Source organism: Sanguibacter suarezii NBRC 16159, assembly GCF_001552735.1.
Taxonomy (GTDB): Bacteria; Actinomycetota; Actinomycetes; order Actinomycetales; family Cellulomonadaceae; genus Sanguibacter; species Sanguibacter suarezii.
On the sequence record NZ_BCRT01000010.1, the window covers coordinates 61,816 to 76,722 of the forward strand.

The 14,907-nt window shown below is 71.6% G+C and carries 17 protein-coding genes; 11 read left to right on the forward strand and 6 right to left on the reverse strand.

Annotated elements, in window-relative coordinates:
* Complete coding sequence (locus tag SS2_RS04910; protein WP_066461681.1) at nt 1-1,173, forward strand: D-alanine--D-alanine ligase family protein; 1,173 nt, start codon at nt 1-3, stop codon at nt 1,171-1,173.
* Between the two features lie 73 nt (nt 1,174-1,246).
* On the opposite strand, the gene SS2_RS04915 is transcribed toward SS2_RS04910, so the two are convergent.
* Entirely contained in the window at nt 1,247-1,804 is a 558-nt protein-coding gene (locus SS2_RS04915; protein ID WP_083941785.1) for a DUF3515 family protein, read from the reverse strand.
* A gap of 60 nt (nt 1,805-1,864) precedes the next feature.
* Here SS2_RS04915 and SS2_RS04920 point away from each other — a divergent pair, with 60 nt between their 5' ends.
* Nucleotides 1,865-2,848: a thiamine-phosphate kinase gene (locus SS2_RS04920; RefSeq protein ID WP_066461683.1), complete on the forward strand. Its 984-nt coding sequence runs from the start codon at nt 1,865-1,867 to the stop codon at nt 2,846-2,848.
* A gap of 60 nt (nt 2,849-2,908) precedes the next feature.
* Here SS2_RS04920 and SS2_RS04925 read toward each other — a convergent pair whose 3' ends face one another.
* Nucleotides 2,909-3,424: a GNAT family N-acetyltransferase gene (locus tag SS2_RS04925; protein ID WP_066461685.1), complete on the reverse strand. Its 516-nt coding sequence runs from the start codon at nt 3,422-3,424 to the stop codon at nt 2,909-2,911.
* Between the two features lie 155 nt (nt 3,425-3,579).
* On the reverse strand, nt 3,580-3,771 hold the full coding sequence (gene rpmB, locus SS2_RS04930) for a 50S ribosomal protein L28 (RefSeq protein WP_066461686.1): 192 nt from the start codon (nt 3,769-3,771) through the stop codon (nt 3,580-3,582).
* A 304-nt stretch (nt 3,772-4,075) separates the two neighbouring features.
* Here rpmB and SS2_RS04935 point away from each other — a divergent pair, with 304 nt between their 5' ends.
* The 3 genes from SS2_RS04935 to rsmD all read left to right on the forward strand — a co-directional run bounded on the left by SS2_RS04935 (nt 4,076) and on the right by rsmD (nt 8,923).
* Entirely contained in the window at nt 4,076-5,878 is a 1,803-nt protein-coding gene (locus SS2_RS04935) for a DAK2 domain-containing protein (RefSeq protein ID WP_066461688.1), read from the forward strand.
* A 116-nt stretch (nt 5,879-5,994) separates the two neighbouring features.
* Nucleotides 5,995-8,319 carry an ATP-dependent DNA helicase RecG gene (locus tag SS2_RS04940; protein WP_066462410.1) on the forward strand — a complete coding sequence of 775 codons (2,325 nt, stop codon included), beginning with the start codon at nt 5,995-5,997 and terminating at the stop codon, nt 8,317-8,319.
* 28 nt (nt 8,320-8,347) lie between these two features.
* A complete protein-coding gene (gene rsmD, locus SS2_RS04945; RefSeq protein WP_066461690.1) occupies nt 8,348-8,923 on the forward strand; it encodes a 16S rRNA (guanine(966)-N(2))-methyltransferase RsmD in 576 nt (191 codons plus the stop codon).
* A 39-nt stretch (nt 8,924-8,962) separates the two neighbouring features.
* Here the strand turns inward: rsmD and SS2_RS04950 are convergent, their stop codons facing one another.
* Both SS2_RS04950 and SS2_RS04955 read right to left on the reverse strand, forming a co-directional pair.
* Nucleotides 8,963-9,346 carry a ribonuclease E inhibitor RraB gene (locus SS2_RS04950; RefSeq protein WP_083941787.1) on the reverse strand — a complete coding sequence of 128 codons (384 nt, stop codon included), beginning with the start codon at nt 9,344-9,346 and terminating at the stop codon, nt 8,963-8,965.
* Nucleotides 9,347-9,426: 80 nt separating this feature from the next.
* Nucleotides 9,427-10,179 carry a GNAT family N-acetyltransferase gene (locus SS2_RS04955; protein ID WP_066461696.1) on the reverse strand — a complete coding sequence of 251 codons (753 nt, stop codon included), beginning with the start codon at nt 10,177-10,179 and terminating at the stop codon, nt 9,427-9,429.
* A 46-nt stretch (nt 10,180-10,225) separates the two neighbouring features.
* Between SS2_RS04955 and coaD the strand changes: the two genes are divergently transcribed.
* From coaD to mutM, 6 genes are all read left to right on the forward strand, one after another.
* Nucleotides 10,226-10,744 (forward strand): pantetheine-phosphate adenylyltransferase, encoded by a 519-nt coding sequence (gene coaD, locus SS2_RS04960; RefSeq protein WP_066461698.1) that lies wholly within the window; start codon nt 10,226-10,228, stop codon nt 10,742-10,744.
* The gene (locus SS2_RS04965) at nt 10,741-11,262 is read left to right on the forward strand and encodes an ATP synthase subunit B family protein (protein ID WP_066461700.1); all 522 of its coding nucleotides are present in this window, start codon (nt 10,741-10,743) and stop codon (nt 11,260-11,262) included. Before coaD ends, SS2_RS04965 begins: the two co-directional genes overlap by 4 nt.
* 102 nt (nt 11,263-11,364) lie before the next feature.
* Nucleotides 11,365-11,934: a YceD family protein gene (locus tag SS2_RS04970; RefSeq protein WP_066461702.1), complete on the forward strand. Its 570-nt coding sequence runs from the start codon at nt 11,365-11,367 to the stop codon at nt 11,932-11,934.
* 2 nt (nt 11,935-11,936) lie between these two features.
* A complete protein-coding gene (gene rpmF, locus SS2_RS16940; protein ID WP_083941789.1) occupies nt 11,937-12,131 on the forward strand; it encodes a 50S ribosomal protein L32 in 195 nt (64 codons plus the stop codon).
* 48 nt (nt 12,132-12,179) lie between these two features.
* Nucleotides 12,180-12,908 carry a ribonuclease III gene (rnc, locus tag SS2_RS04975; protein ID WP_066461703.1) on the forward strand — a complete coding sequence of 243 codons (729 nt, stop codon included), beginning with the start codon at nt 12,180-12,182 and terminating at the stop codon, nt 12,906-12,908.
* Between the two features lie 3 nt (nt 12,909-12,911).
* The gene (mutM, locus tag SS2_RS04980; RefSeq protein WP_066461711.1) at nt 12,912-13,838 is read left to right on the forward strand and encodes a bifunctional DNA-formamidopyrimidine glycosylase/DNA-(apurinic or apyrimidinic site) lyase; all 927 of its coding nucleotides are present in this window, start codon (nt 12,912-12,914) and stop codon (nt 13,836-13,838) included.
* 75 nt (nt 13,839-13,913) lie between these two features.
* Here mutM and SS2_RS04985 read toward each other — a convergent pair whose 3' ends face one another.
* Nucleotides 13,914-14,864 carry a phosphoglycerate dehydrogenase gene (locus tag SS2_RS04985; RefSeq protein WP_066461717.1) on the reverse strand — a complete coding sequence of 317 codons (951 nt, stop codon included), beginning with the start codon at nt 14,862-14,864 and terminating at the stop codon, nt 13,914-13,916.
* Nucleotides 14,865-14,907 lie beyond the last annotated feature (43 nt).

Consider the following 14,907-nt stretch of genomic DNA (forward strand, 5'->3'; position numbering starts at 1 on the left):
ATGTCTACCCTGCCTGAACCTCAGCGCCCCGCCCCTGCCGACGCCCCGAGCGAGACTGCGGCCCCTCGACGGGCTCGCGTCGTGCTGCTCTTCGGCGGTCGTTCAGGCGAGCACGTCATCTCCTGCGCGACGGCGGCCGGCGTCATGCGCGCGATCGACCGCGACCGCTTCGACGTCGTCCCGATCGGGATCTCCCGCTCGGGGCAGTGGGTGCTGGCCGCCGACGACCCCGACCACTGGGCCATCACCGAGGGGCACCTGCCTGAGGTGGTCGCCGACGACTCCGAGGTGCTGCTGCCGATGGCCGTGGGGCAGAGCGCGCTGCGCGAGCTCGTCCCCGGCGAGCTCCCCGCGATCCTGGGCGACGTCGACGTCGTGTTCCCGCTGCTGCACGGGCCCTTCGGTGAGGACGGCACCCTGCAGGGGATGCTCGAGCTCGCCGACGTCCGGTACGTCGGCGCCGGGGTGCTCGCCTCCGCCGTCGGCATGGACAAGCACTTCATGAAGCTCGTGCTGGCCGGTCAGGGACTGCCCATCGCCCCGTTCACGGTCATCCGCCCCGGGGAGTGGGACACCAACCCCAAGGCCTGGACGGAGTCCATCGCGAACCTCGGGCTGCCGGTCTTCGTCAAGCCGGCCCGTGCCGGGTCGAGCCTGGGCATCTCCAAGGTCTCCGACCTGGCCGACCTGCCCGCGGCGATCGCCGAGGCGCGCAAGCACGACCCCAAGGTCATCGTCGAGGCAGGCGTGGTGGGACGCGAGATCGAGTGCGCGGTGCTCGGTGGCCGAGCCGGCCAGCGGCCCCGGGCCTCGCTGCCCGGCGAGATCGAGGTCACCGACACCGGTCACGACTTCTACACCTTCGAGGCCAAGTACCTCGACGAGGCCAGCGTCGTGCTGAGCTGCCCTGCGGACCTGTCTCCAGAGATCATCGCCGAGGTGCAGGACGTCGCCGTGCGCACCTTCGAGGCGGTCGCCGCCGAAGGGCTGTCGCGGGTGGACGTCTTCGTCACCACCTCCGGCAAGGTCATCGTCAACGAGATCAACACCATGCCCGGCTTCACGCCGTTCTCGATGTACCCGCGGATGTGGGAGAAGAGCGGGCTCGGCTACTCCGACCTCATCACCGAGCTCATCGACCTCGCCCTCGAACGGCCCACCGGGCTGCGCTGAGCGTGCTGGACCGCTGAGCCTGCTGGACCGCTGAGCCTGCCGGACCGCTCAGGCCGGCGAGCTCCGGAGGTCGTCAGACGCAGCGCTTGGTGACCGGGATCTCGTTCACGGCGACGGCGAGGTCGACGAGGGCTGCGGTGGGCTGTCCCTCGACCGCGGCGGGCACCTGGACCGTGATGGCAGGGTCGCGGCCGTAGGTGGTGAAGGTCCACCCGTTCTCGTCAGAGTCGGTGATCCAGTCGAAGGACGTGTCCACACCGCCGATCGGCACGACGATCTCCTGGCAGTTGCCCACCCCGATGGCCGGCTGGTCGACGCCGCAGCGCAGCGTGATCGCCGCCCCCGGCTCTCCCCAGGCCGCGGTGGCCTGGCTCGACGCCTTGACCTTGGACAGGCCGCCCACCTCCACGGGAGTGATGAGCACGGCCTTGGCGCACAGCGGGTTGCCCGCGTCGCTGCCGGCCGGCACGTCGATCGTGGGGCTGCAGGCACCGAGCGCGGCAGCCACCACGGCCACCAGCGCGAGGCGAGCGCTGCGCGCGCCGGTGAGCCGGCGTCGGGCACCGGTGACGGGGCTGGCGGGGGAGCGGGAGGAGTGGGGCGCCGTGGCCCGAGAGAGACTGCTGAGCACGCCTTCACTGTATCTTCCCCGGTATCTTCCCCAGCAACCGCCGCAGGCTAAAGTTGCCAGGTGACTGACCAAGAACTCGTCCGGGACCTCTCGGAGGAGCAGCTGCTCGCCCGCTTCACCCCGCTCCTGCCCACCGCCGGCTCGACCCTCGTCGGCCCAGGCGACGACGCCGCCGTCGTCGCGGCGCCGGACGGCCGGTTCGTCGTCTCGACCGACGTCCTCGTCGAGGACCGCCACTTCATCCGGACATGGTCGACCGGCTACGACGTCGGCTGGCGTGCAGCCGTGCAGAACCTCGCCGACTGCGCCGCGATGGGATCACGCGGCACCTCCCTCGTGGTCTCCCTGGTCCTGCCCTCCGACCTCCCGGTGTCCTGGGTGACGGATTTCGCCCGCGGTCTCGCTGCGGCCTGCGCAGGTCAGGGCGCAGCGGTCGTGGGCGGTGACCTGTCCGGTGGGGAGAAGATCGTCGTGGCGGTCACCGTGCACGGTGACCTGGCCGGGCGCGCGCCGGTGCTGCGCTCGGGGGCGAGTGCGGGCGACGTCCTCGCCCATGCGGGCGTGCTGGGCCGGTCGGCCGCAGGCCTCGCGCTGCTCACCGCCGGGGTCCCCGAGCTCGACCCGGCGCTCGTGACAGCCTTCCTGCGCCCTGACCCGCCGCTCGACGCCGGCGTGAGCGCGAGCCTGGCCGGTGCCACCGCCATGCTCGACGTCTCCGACGGCCTGCTGCGCGACGCCGGCCGGATCGCGCGGGCGAGCGGGGTCAGCATCGACCTGCTGGACCCGGCTCGGTCGGTGCCCGAGGACCTGGCCGTGCTGGAGGGGGCGGCCACCGAGCTCGGCGTCGACCCGCTCACGTGGATCCTCACCGGCGGTGAGGACCACGGCATGCTCGCCACCTTCGCGCCCGGGGCGGTCCTGCCGCAGGGGTTCCGCGTGATCGGCACGGTCAGCGCGGGGGACGGGCCCCGGGCTCCTGGACGGGTCACCGTCGCGGGTGAGACGCCCGTCGTCGCGCCCGGGTGGGACCACTTCGCGGGCTGAGAGAGCGGCCTGCGTGCACCTGCCCTGCTCTGGAGCGGCGGTACGTCAGGACTGGCGCGATCAGGCGCGGCGGTAGCGGACCTCGGTCAGGCTGGTGCCGCTGTACTCCTCGATCTTCTCGACGCCGTCCGGAGCGAAGCCGTGTCGGCGGTAGAAGTGACGGGCACGCTCGTTGTCGGCGAGGACCCACAAGGACACGGGCGTCTTCAGGGGAACCTCGCGCAGCAGCGTGCGCATGAGGTCACGGGCGACGCCGCGCCCCCAGGCCTCGGGGTCGAGGTAGATCGCGTACAGCTCAAGGTCACCGGGCTCGGCGTCCTCGTCGCGGCTGGGGCCCAGGCTCGCGAAGCCGACCGTGCGCCGGGCGAACTCGGCGATCCAGGTCTGCCACGTCGGGTCGGCGAGGATGTCCTTCCAGCGCTGCTCGCGCGCGTCGACGTCGAGGGAGGACAGATAGTCGTCCGGGATGATCCCGGCGTACGCCTCCCGCCAGGAGGCGACGTGCACACGCGCGATAGACCGCGCGTCGTCGGGGGTCGCGGTCCGGATCGTCACATCGTCGAATGGGTCCACCATGGAGTCAGCCTGCCACGAGATGTGCCCAAGGCCAACACTGAAACGGGGCGAGTTGCCCCAAGTGTCACATCGACGAACCGGTGCGCACAGCACGAAAAGCCCGCCGGACCGAAGTCCGACGGGCTCGTGTGCTGCGTTCTCCGCGAAGGGAGGACTCAGATGTGACGCGTGACCTTGCCAGCCTTGAGGCAGGAGGTGCACACGTAAAGGCGCTTGGGCGCACCGTTGACGATTGCGCGAACGCGCTGGATGTTCGGGTTCCAGCGGCGCTTCGTGCGCACGTGCGAGTGCGAGATGCTGTGCCCGAAGCTCGGGCTCTTTGCGCAGACTTCGCAGTTGGCAGCCACGGTCTCTCCTGATCGTCGTGCACGCCCAGAGGCGCGAATTCAATGGTCTTTGGGTACGGAGCCACCAGTGCCGGCAGAGTGATCTGACCGCTCAAGCTGTGGATCGCGCATGCCCTGATGAATGCGGGCAACTTCGATAGAGTAGCCGATCCTTGGACCGCTTCTCAACTACGGCCCCGCACCAGGGCTCGCGGGCCCCGCCGACCGGTGGTCAGAACTCGTCTCCGTGGTCGTCCGGCAGCTCCGTACGTCATCATATGAGGTCGGGGCCGACGAGACGATCGTGGCCGGCGAGGGGAGAGGCGTGACCACGAAGGACGACGGATCCACGGCACCGGTCGACGACCAGCTCACCGTGGCGACGGTACGGACGTGGGTGGTCCTGGCGATGACTCTGCTCACAGCGGCTCGTCCGGTCATCAACGAGGCCAACGTCTTCCCGGTCGCCGACTCGGACACGGGCACAAACCTCTGCCTGACCCTCGGTGAGGGACGCGACGCCCTGGACGCTCTGCCTCCCGGGGCCGGCCTCGAGGACGCCCTGCGCGCACTCGCCCGCGGCGCGCTCCTGGGAGCGCGCGGGAACTCCGGCGTCATCCTCAGCGAGTACCTCCGGGGCTTCTCCCTCGGCGTGGCCGGTGCGCGAGGCAGCGGCGGGGCGATGGTGGACGCTGTCGTCGCCGGGCTCCTGGAAGCCTCGCGCTGCGCCTACGCCGCCGTCGGGCAGCCGCGGGAGGGCACCATGCTCACCGCCGGCACCGGAGCCGCGCAGGCAGCGGCGCAGATGCGAGCGACGACCCCCGGAGCGGGCGTGTGCGAGGTCGTCGACGAGGCCCGGGCGGGCGCCCAGGCCGCTCTCGAACGCAGCGTCCACGAGCTGGACGTGCTGCGCAGCGCCCAGATGCTCGACGCCGGCGCCTACGGCCTGGTCCTCGTCCTCGACGCGCTCGGGCTGGCCCTGGCCGAGGAGACCGAGCCTGCAGGTCAGGTGCGCCCCGCGGCAGCCCCGGCGGCAGCGTCCGCGGCCGTGCCCGCCGCTGTGTCAGAGGCTGCTGGGACAATCACCCTCATGGACTCGCTCGCCGTGACCGACCTCGTCCGCAGCAGTCCGCGCTCGGACGCGGCTGCGGGCGGTCAGCACACCGGCCAGGGTGCCGAGCCTGCAGCAGCCCCGGAGCACACAGCGCTGGACGGTGAGTTCGAGGTGATGTTCGTCGTCGAGCACGTCGCCCCGGTCGAGCAGATCGAGGCGCTCGGGTCCATGTTGCGCGCGCGGCTGGTCGAGGTCGGCGACTCCGTCGTCGTGGTCGGCGGAGCGGACGAGCCGGGGAGCCGGGACGGCTCGGTGGTGGCTGGGACGTGGCAGGTGCACGTGCACACCGACGTCCCGCTCGAGGCGCTGCGCGCGGCGCAGGACCTGACCCGGCGCCAGGTCGTGGTCCGCTGCCTGCCCCACCAGGTCGCCGCGCTCGCCCACGGCGCCCAGCCGGCGCGCGGGGTGGTGGCCTGCACCGCCTCCCCAGGCCTGGTGACCGAGCTCGCCCGCAGCGGAGCCGTGGTGGTGCTGCGCTCGAGCGCGCCGATCGGCGCGGAGGACCTGCGCCGAGGTGCGCTCGAGACGAGCGCCGCACAGGTGCTGGTGCTGCCGGCCGACCTGGAGACCGCCCAGCACGCCCACGCGCTGGCTGAGGCGACCTCGCCCTGGCTGGAGGTCGTGGACAGCGTGAGCGACCTGCACGTGGTCGCGGCCGTCTCCGCCTGGGCGAGCGAGCCTGAGACTGCCTCGGAGGACACCGCTGCCCACCGTCCCCACGCACCCGGGTCCGCGCGCCTGGACGCCGTGCGGGCCGCGGTCGCGTCCCTGCGGGTGACCACCGTGGACGCAGGGGACCTGACAGCCCTGAGCACCGCGGTCGCCGCCCTCCTGGACACCGTGCGCAGCGGTCCCGACGCGGTGCTCACCGTCCTGGCAGGAGACCTCGTCGAGGAGCCGGCGCTGCACGAGCTCGCTGCTGAGGCCGCCCGGCGCCGCCCCGGCATCGAGGTCGTCGTGCTCGCCTCCGGCACGGCCACGGCGTCGTTGGTCATGGGGGTGGAGCAGCCGTGAGCGCCGACCGTACCCCTCGCCCAGAGGTCATCGTCCTGACGGGCCCGCACGGGGACCAGCTGAGTCACGGGGACACGCCCGCTCACGGGAGCAAGTCGAGCCACGCGACCACAGAGATGGCGCCGTGGACGGGGACCGCCGCCACCACTCGCCTGCAGGAGCCCTTGACCAAGGTGCTGGGGGAGGCGAAGAACAAGGACCGGTACGCCAAGCTCGGCCTGGGGACGGTCGGCGACCTCCTGCGGTACTACCCCCGCCGGTACGGCGAGCCCGGGACCATGACGGACCTGTCCAGCCTCGTGGTCGGTGAGCACGTGACGGTCATGGCGCGGGTGGTCAAGACCTCCGTGCGCACCATGGCCTCGCGCGGTGGGGCGATGCTCCAGGCCGTGGTCACCGACGGCACCCACGACCTCTCGCTGACCTTCTTCGCCAAGAGCGTGGGCGCCCTGCGCGGGCACGAGTTCAAGCTGCGCCCGGGGCTCACCGGTCTGTTCACCGGGATCGTCTCGGAGTACCAGCGCACCCGCCAGCTCACCCACCCGGACTACTTCTTCCTCGGGGTAGACACCGAGAACGAGGAGACCGCCCGCGCCCGGGCGAGCCGGATCATCCCGATCTACCCGGCCAATGCCGCGATCCCGTCGTGGAAGATCGCCCGCTGCGTCTCGGTGGTCCTGGACCCGCTGACCCCTCAGGACGTCCCGGACCCCATCCCACAGGAGATCCGCCGGCGCCGGCACCTCGTCGACCTGCACCAGGCCTACCTCGACATCCACCAGCCCCAGGACCTCGACCAGGTGGCCCGCGGCATCCGGCGGATGCGGTACGAAGAGGCCTTCGTGCTGCAGACCGCCCTGGCCCAGCGTCGGTCGCGCGCCTCCCAGCTCGAGGCGGTCTCGCGCCCGCTGCTGCTCGCCGACGGTGACCGACCCAGCATCCTGCACGACTTCGACGCGGCCCTGCCCTTCACCCTCACCGCCGGTCAGCGCGCGGTGGGCCAGGAGATCGCCGAGGACCTGTCCTCCACCCGACCGATGCAGCGCCTGCTGCAGGGAGAGGTGGGCTCAGGCAAGACCGTCGTCGCGCTGCGGGCCATGCTCCAGGTGGTCGACGCCGGCGGCCAGGCCGCCCTGCTCGCCCCGACCGAGGTGCTCGCCGCCCAGCACGCCCGGACGCTGACCACGCTGCTCGGAGACCTGGCCGCCGGCGGGCTGCTCGGCGGGGCCTCGCACGGTACGCGCGTCGCCCTGCTCACCGGGTCCCAGAACGCCAAGGACCGCAAGCAGAACCTCCTGGACGCTGCGAGCGGCGCGGCCGGGATCGTCGTGGGCACGCACGCGCTGTTCAGCGCCGGTGTGCAGTTCGCCGAGCTGGGTCTGGTGGTCGTCGACGAGCAGCACCGTTTCGGTGTGGAGCAGCGCGACGCGCTCCGGGCCAAGGCGGCCAAGGTCCCGCACCTGCTCGTCATGACGGCCACCCCGATCCCACGGACCGTGGCCATGACGGTCTTCGGCGACCTGGAGACGTCCACGCTGCGTGAGATCCCGTCCGGGCGGGCCGGCGTGGTCACCCATGTGGTCCCCGCCGGCAAGCCGTCGTGGATGAACCGCACGTGGTCGCGGGTCCGGGACGAGATCGCCTCCGGGCGACAGGCCTACGTCGTCTGTGCACGGATCACCGCCGACGACGGCGGCGCCGACGACGTGGACCTGGACGGCTCGGACATCGAGAGCGAGGACGACACCGCCGGGACCACGGCGCCCGGGCGCACCACGCGTCCGCTGCGGGCGGTCTACGAGGTCGCCGAGGAGCTGCGCAACCACCCGGCGCTCGCGGGCGTGCGGATCGGCATCCTGCACGGTCAGCTCCCCCCGGCGGAGAAGGAGGCGACGATGGCGGCCTTCACGGCCGGGCAGATCGACCTGCTCGTCTCCACCACGGTCATCGAGGTCGGCGTGGACGTCCCGCGGGCGACGGCGATGGTGGTGCTGGACGCCGACCGCTTCGGGCTGTCCCAGCTGCACCAGCTGCGCGGGCGGGTCGGTCGAGGTGACCACGCCGGCATCTGCCTGCTCGTCTCGGCGATCCCCGAGGAGGAGCTGCTCCCGGTCGGAGCCAGCCCCGCCGCCTTCGAGGCGGCCTCGCCCGCGAGCCAGCGGCTGGCGACCCTGGCGGGTACCGCCGACGGCTTCGAGCTGGCGGCGGCGGACATCTCCCTGCGGCGGGAGGGTGACGTGCTCGGCTCCGCCCAGTCCGGGCGGTCGAGCTCGCTGCGCCTGCTGCGGGTGGCCAAGGACGGCACGGTCATCGAGGCGGCACGCGAGGACGCCAGTGAGATCGTCGACCGCGACCCCGAGCTCGCCGACCACCCCGTGCTGCGTGAGGCGATCGCCGAGCGCCTGCCGCAGGAGCGTGCCGAGTTCCTCGAGCGCACCTGAGCCGCGGGGGCGTGGGTAGGCTGGCCCCGTGACAAGGATCGTGGCGGGCAGCGTAGGTGGCAGAACTCTCGAGGTCCCCCCGCGCGGGACCCGTCCGACCAGCGACCGGGTCCGGGAGGCGATCTTCTCGCGGCTCGAGCACTACGACGTGCTCGACGGCGCCCGCGTGCTCGACCTGTACGCCGGGTCCGGCGCGCTCGGCCTGGAGGCGGCGAGCCGCGGGGCGGTCGAGGTCGTCCTCGTGGAGGCAGCCGCCTCCGCCGCCCAGGTCTGCGCCCGCAACGCGGCGACCCTGGGCCTGACGGGCGTGCAGGTGGTCACCGACAAGGCCGAGCGGTTCGTCCGGGGCGACCGGGACCGCGCTTGGGACCTCGTCTTCCTCGACCCGCCCTACGACGTCACCGACGCCGACGTGGCCACCGTGCTGGCGGGCCTGGAGACCCAGGTCTCGCCCGAAGCGGTCGTCGTGGTGGAGCGGGCCTCCCGCTCGGGGGCTCCCGCCTGGCCGGCGACATGGCGGCTGATCACAGCCAAGACCTATGGCGACACCACGGTGTACTACGCCGAGCCGGACCGCGAGGCCGAGGGCGTGACGGAGGCGTAGCTGACGCAGTGGGGCCGGGAGCTGATGGGGCCGGTGGGGCTACGAGGCAGCCTTCTCCTCGTCGGTCAGCAGGGCGACCCACCCCTCGTAGTCACCCTGATGGGTGGTGGCAAGAGCGCGACAGAGGTCCACGCGGTCACGCAGAAAGTCCGGGACCAGCGGTTGGTCGCGTGCGGCCAGCACGATGGTCCAGTCGGGGATGTCATGACTGGGCGGGACGAGCTCGTGCCGCACGCGGTCAGCGCGCAGGGCTGCTGATGCGGCGTCGGCGTGCTGCTGGGTCGTGAAACACACCGCGAACTCGCTCTCGCGGGGTGCGGTGACGTCGACGCCCCGAGACTCCAGGCGCGCCAGCTGCGCAGCGTCGGCCTTGAGCAGCCCATATGGTTCGACGCGCTTCTTTGCGGAAGAGAACAATCCCATGTCGCTACGCTAGCCCGCATTGGCCGTCGGGTGGTGCACCTCGCGGGGAGGGACGTCCACCCGGGCGAGACCGCCGTCCGCTAGCTCTCGGGCAGCAGCCCGACCGGCACGTCCGCGAGGCGCTCCGGCGGGACGAGGTCCACCCACGCCCCGGCGACCGAGTCGAGGAGCGCGCGGGTGGCCGCGTCGTCGCGCAGGGAGCCCTCCGAGCCGCGCAGGTTCGCCTCGAGGAAGTCCCGCAGCGGCGGTGCGCTGACGCGCTCGCGGCCGCCGGGACCGGGGGATCCCGCGCGCACCGAGTCGTCGACGTGCAGCGTGACGAGCAGCAGCGCAGGCACCCGCGGCGCACCAGGGCCCATCCCGGGCTGGAAGTACGGGACGGCGAGCAGCTGTGCGCCGTGACGGGCGTAGAACCGGAGCCGGGCGACCGGGTCGCCGTGCTCGACGCTCGCGGTGTGATGCTCGGGATGCTCCACCTCGGCCAACACGTAGGCGGGGGAGTGCGCGGCCACCCAGCGGGAGACCGCGCCGTCGAGCAGCGCTGCGCCGATCCCGCCGCCGCGCTCGCCCGGCGCGATGGCGAGGTAGACGAGCAGCACCACACCGCCCGGGGCTGACCCGGTGCCTACGGCGCCCGCGACCACCCGCCCGTCACGGATCACCCCCAGGGCGTACAGCTCACCGCTCGCACACCCCGCGAGCAGGTCATCGAGGTCCATGAGCTCGGCGGGTGGGAAAGACGGCGCGAGGACGTCGGAGTGCAGGCGGGTGAGGTCGGCGGGGTCGGTGAGGTCGACCAGCTCGACGGGGGCGGGCGCGGTGGTGTCAGGCATGCGACCATCATCACCGCCTGCCCGCTCGTTGCACTACCGTGAAGGCGTGACCATCGCTGTGAGCCCCGGATCGTACGACCCGATCACCCTGGGGCACCTCGACATCATCCGCCGTGCCAGCGGCCTCTTCGACGAGGTCGTCGTCGGTGTGGCGAAGAACTCCTCGAAGTCCGCGCTGCTGACCGCTGACCAGCGCCTGGAGCTGGCCCGGTCGGCCTGCACCGGGATGGACAACGTCCGCGTCGAGCTGGTGCCCGGGCTGCTCGTGGACTTCTGCCGCCAGGTGGGGGCGACCGTCATCGCCAAGGGGCTGCGCGGGGGAGCGGACTTCGACGCCGAGCTGCCGATGGCGCTGATGAACCGCCACCTCGTGGGCGTGGAGACGGTCTTCATCCCCGGCGACCCAGCCCTGGCTCACATCGCCTCCTCCTTGGTCAAGGACGTGGCCCGCTACGGCGGCAGCATCGACGATTGTGTGCCCGACGGCGTTTCTTCCGCGGTTCGAGCGGCCCTGGATGGCACCGTGGTCGCCAGTCGCATCCCCCCGAAACAAGGAGTGTCATGAGCAGCCACGACGATACCGAGACGTATGTGGAGGGTGAACGCCTGGGCGTGCCCGCCCTGCTGGAGGCGTTGACCGACGTCATCGAGCGCGCCCGGTCGATGCCCATGTCGTCCTCCGTGCTGGTCAACCGGAACGAGGCGCTGGACCTGCTCGACGAGCTGCGCGAGGCGCTGCCCTCCCAGCTGTCCCGCGCCGACGAGGTCCTCTCCGACGCCGACCAGGTGCTCCAGGACGCTCACGTCGAGGCAGAGAACCTCATCACGACCGCGCGCGAGCGTGCGGCCGAGCTGGTCAACGCCGAGCAGGTCGTCCGTCAGGCCGAGGTGCACGCCCGTGAGCTCATCGCCCACGCTGAGGCGACCGTGGCCACGCTGCGCCATGAGGCTGACGACTACTGCGACCGCCGGCTGGCCGAGTTCGAGATCGACCTGGGAAAGGTCCTCGCCCAGGTGCACGCGGGCCGCGACAAGCTGGCCGAACGGCTGGGCGAACCGCGCGAGAAAGAGTCCTTCGAGTAGCCGCTCCCGCGGGTTTGGGACCTCGCGCTTTCATGACGTAGCATTACCTGTTGGTCCTGCCAGTCACGGCATGCACCTGAGATCTTTCCGTTCGGAACCACTGTGGAGCGTCCCATCACTCTCGATCCTCGTTCGCCACTTGTCCTCGATACCCATGAGCTCAGTCGGCGTCCCGGTTCGATGCGTACGGTCGTCCGCACTGTGTCTGCACCAGCCGATCTCGGGACTGTGGTGATCGGCATCCCCGAAGGCAGCGAGCTCGACCTTGATCTCAGGGTGGAGGCCGTGATGGAGGGGGTTCTCGTCTCTGGATCCGTAGCTGGTCAGGCGGTCGGTGAGTGCGTGCGGTGCTTGGATGAGGTTGTCGAGGATGTCGACATCCAGATCCAGGAGCTGTTCGTCTACCCCGAGCGTGCTCAGGCCGCCGCGGACGACGGTGACGAGGAGGAAGACGTACGTGAGCTCGAGGACGATATGATCGATCTTGAGCCCGTGCTTAGGGATTCGGTGGTCACTGCACTACCATTCCAACCGTTGTGTTCACCGGACTGCCCGGGACTGTGCTCCATCTGTGGAGTGCACCTGGCGGATGAGGTTGAGCACAGTCATGACGTAGTCGATCCCCGGTGGTCGGCCTTGCAGAGCATTATCGACGAGACGAAAGAGAGCTAGCCGTGGCTGTTCCGAAGCGCAAGATGTCGCGCAGCAATACCCGTGCGCGCCGTTCGCAGTGGAAGACCACCGCTGCCAACCTCACCACGTGCCCGCAGTGCAAGGGCGACAAGCTCTCGCACGCTGCCTGCCCCACGTGCGGCACCTACAAGGGCCGCCAGTACGCAGAAGCAGTGCGTACCGAGCACGCAAACTGATCTTCCCGGCTCCGTCCATGACGGAGCCACCAGCAAGGAGTACAACCGGTGGGATCTCCAGCACAACGCAAGGTCTCCCCGGCTGAAGAACTTCTTGAGAAGCTCGGGGTCCATCTGGATCCCGAGCTTCTCGTGCTTTCCCTGACGCACCGGTCCTTCGCCCACGAAGCCGGCGGGATCCCCACGAACGAGCGCCTGGAGTTCCTCGGCGACGCCGTGCTCGGTCTCGTCTCGGCTGAGGCGCTCTACCGCCGGCACCCCGATCGCCCCGAGGGTGACCTCGCGAAGATGCGGGCCGCCTCGGTGTCCCAGCGTCCCCTCGCCGCCGTGGCCCGCGAGCTCGACCTGGGCCGGTTCATCCTGCTCGGCAAGGGTGAGGCGCGCACCGGCGGCTTCGACAAGGACTCCATCCTCTCCGACACCGTCGAGTCGCTCATCGGCGCGGTGTACCTCAGCCACGGCCTCGAGGTCGCCCGCGCCTTCGTCCACCGCCTCCTCGACGAGACGTTGGACGCCGCAGCCGAGATGGGCGCAGGCCTGGACTGGAAGACCTCTCTGCAGGAGGCCGCTGCCGAGATGGGCGCAGGGAGCCCGGAGTACACCAGCGAGGCGACCGGCCCCGACCACGCCCGCCACTTCGTCTCCCAGGTGAGGATCGACGGCGAGGTGCTGGGCACCGGTGAGGGCTCAGCGAAGAAGCACGCCGAGCAGATCGCCGCCGAGCAGGCCTATCAGGTGCTGCGCACCCGCGGCCCCGCCGCCACCGCGCGCGGCTGACCCGTGCCCGAGCTGCCCGAGGTCGAGACCGTCCGTGACGGTCTGGCCCGCCACGTCCTCGGCGCGGTCGTCGAGTCGGTCGAGGTGCGCCGCGACTACTCGGTACGGCGCCACACCGGGGGGCCGGCAGACTTCGCCGCCCAGCTGACCGGACACACCTTCACCGAGGCCGTACGGCGCGGGAAGTACCTGTGGCTGGCCCTGGACGGCAGCGACGAGGCCCTGCTCGGCCACCTGGGCATGAGCGGCCAGCTCCTCGTACGGACCGGCGCCGGGATCGAAGAGCTCGCACCCCACCTGCGCGTGCGGCTCCGCCTGCGCGGGTCCGACGGGCAGGAGCAGGCGCTCGACTTCGTCGACCAGCGGACCTTTGGGCACCTGAGCGTGTGCGAGCTCGTGCCCACCCCGGACGGGCTCCCCGGAGGCCTCGGCTCCCAGCGCCCCGCCCTGCCCGACGCCGTGGCGCACATCGCCCGCGACCTCCTGGACCCGGCGCTCGCCCCGGGGACCCCCGGCCGGACGGCACTGGTGGACGCGGTGCGCCGCCGCCGTACCGGGATCAAGCGGGCGCTGCTGGACCAGAGCGTGGTCTCCGGCGTCGGCAACATCTACGCCGACGAGGCGCTGTGGCGGGCGCGTACCCACTACGCGCGCCCGACCTCCGGCCTCACCCGCGCCCAGGTCAGCGCGGTGCTCGACGCGGCCGAGGAGGTCATGCGCGAGGCACTGGTCCAGGGCGGCACGAGCTTCGACGCCCTCTACGTCAACGTCAACGGCGCCTCGGGGTACTTCGACCGCTCGCTCAACGCCTACGGGCAGGAGGGGCGCCCGTGCCCGCGGTGCGGCACCCCGATCCGGCGCGAGGAGTTCATGAACCGCTCCTCCTTCCGGTGCCCGGTCTGCCAGCGCGCACCGCGCACCGCCCGCTGATCCGGGCCGCTACAGGCACAACCTGCGCCGGTGTCCCGGCGCAGGTTCGCGCAGCTCCGCTCGGCGCGGCTCCGCTCAGCGCGCGACGACGTTGGTGAGCGGATCTCCGGCGACATAGGCCGCCAGGTTCTTCTCGATGAGCGCCGCGGCACCCTGGGGGCGGCCCCCGGCCGCGTGCGGGGTGATGATGAGGTTCGGCGCCGTCCAGAGCGGGGAGTCGGCGGGCAGCGGCTCCCGCCGGAAGACGTCGAGGGCTGCGCCGGCGAGGGTGCCCGAGCGCAGCGCGAAGTCGAGGGCGTCCTCGTCCAGGGTGGAGCCGCGGCCCACGTTGATGACCCACGCGTGAGCGGGCAGCGCGGTGAGCACGTCGGCGCTGATGGCACCCTCGGTCTCGGGGGTGGCCGGCAGGATCCCGATGAGCAGGTCGGTCTCGGCGAGCCGCTCGGGCAGGTCGTCGGTGGTGATGACCGGCGTGCTGCCGCGTGTGCCGGCCGTGGTGGCCACACCGACGACGCGGGCTCCCAGAGCGGTGAGCAGCGGAGCGAGGCGCTGGCCGATCGACCCGAAGCCCCACACGGTGACCTCGGCACCGTCCAGGGTGCCCAGGCCGGGGAAGATCGACGGGTGCGCGGACTGCACGCCGCCGAGCTCACGTGCCCAGCGCCCGGCGCGCTGCGCGTCGTGCATGAGGTCGAGGCGACGGGCTGCGGTCAGGGCCAGCCCCAGGGTGTGCTCGGCGACCGGGCCGTCGTGCAGGGAACGGCCCGAGGTGATGACCACCTCGGGTGCGAAGCCGGCGGCGATGATGACGTCCGGCCCGGCGGCCAGGGCCTGGATCCAGCGCAGGTGAGTCAGGCGGGTAGCGCTGTCGGCGAGCTGGCCGCGGGTGTTGCCCCAGACGACGAGGACCTCGGCGTCGGTGTGCTCCTGCGGGACCGGAAGCGTGACATCGTAGGGGACGAACGTGACATCTGCGTGCGTACCAGTCATCTCGAGTGGCAGCGACGTGGGCAGGAGAACCTTCATGCCCCCACGATGTCAAAGATTGTGGCGAATCTCCGGCAGGAGA

What these genes read in the sequence shown, in the direction of transcription:
- SS2_RS04910 (WP_066461681.1), top strand. Translation starts at nt 1, where the DNA reads ATGTCTACCCTGCCTGAACCTCAGCGCCCCGCCCCTGCCGACGCCCCG.
- SS2_RS04940 (WP_066462410.1), top strand. Translation starts at nt 5,995, where the DNA reads ATGGCGCCGTGGACGGGGACCGCCGCCACCACTCGCCTGCAGGAGCCC.
- SS2_RS04955 (WP_066461696.1), bottom strand. Translation starts at nt 10,179, where the DNA reads ATGCCTGACACCACCGCGCCCGCCCCCGTCGAGCTGGTCGACCTCACC.
- SS2_RS04950 (WP_083941787.1), bottom strand. Translation starts at nt 9,346, where the DNA reads ATGGGATTGTTCTCTTCCGCAAAGAAGCGCGTCGAACCATATGGGCTG.
- SS2_RS04985 (WP_066461717.1), bottom strand. Translation starts at nt 14,864, where the DNA reads ATGAAGGTTCTCCTGCCCACGTCGCTGCCACTCGAGATGACTGGTACG.
- SS2_RS04965 (WP_066461700.1), top strand. Translation starts at nt 10,741, where the DNA reads ATGAGCAGCCACGACGATACCGAGACGTATGTGGAGGGTGAACGCCTG.
- SS2_RS04925 (WP_066461685.1), bottom strand. Translation starts at nt 3,424, where the DNA reads ATGGTGGACCCATTCGACGATGTGACGATCCGGACCGCGACCCCCGAC.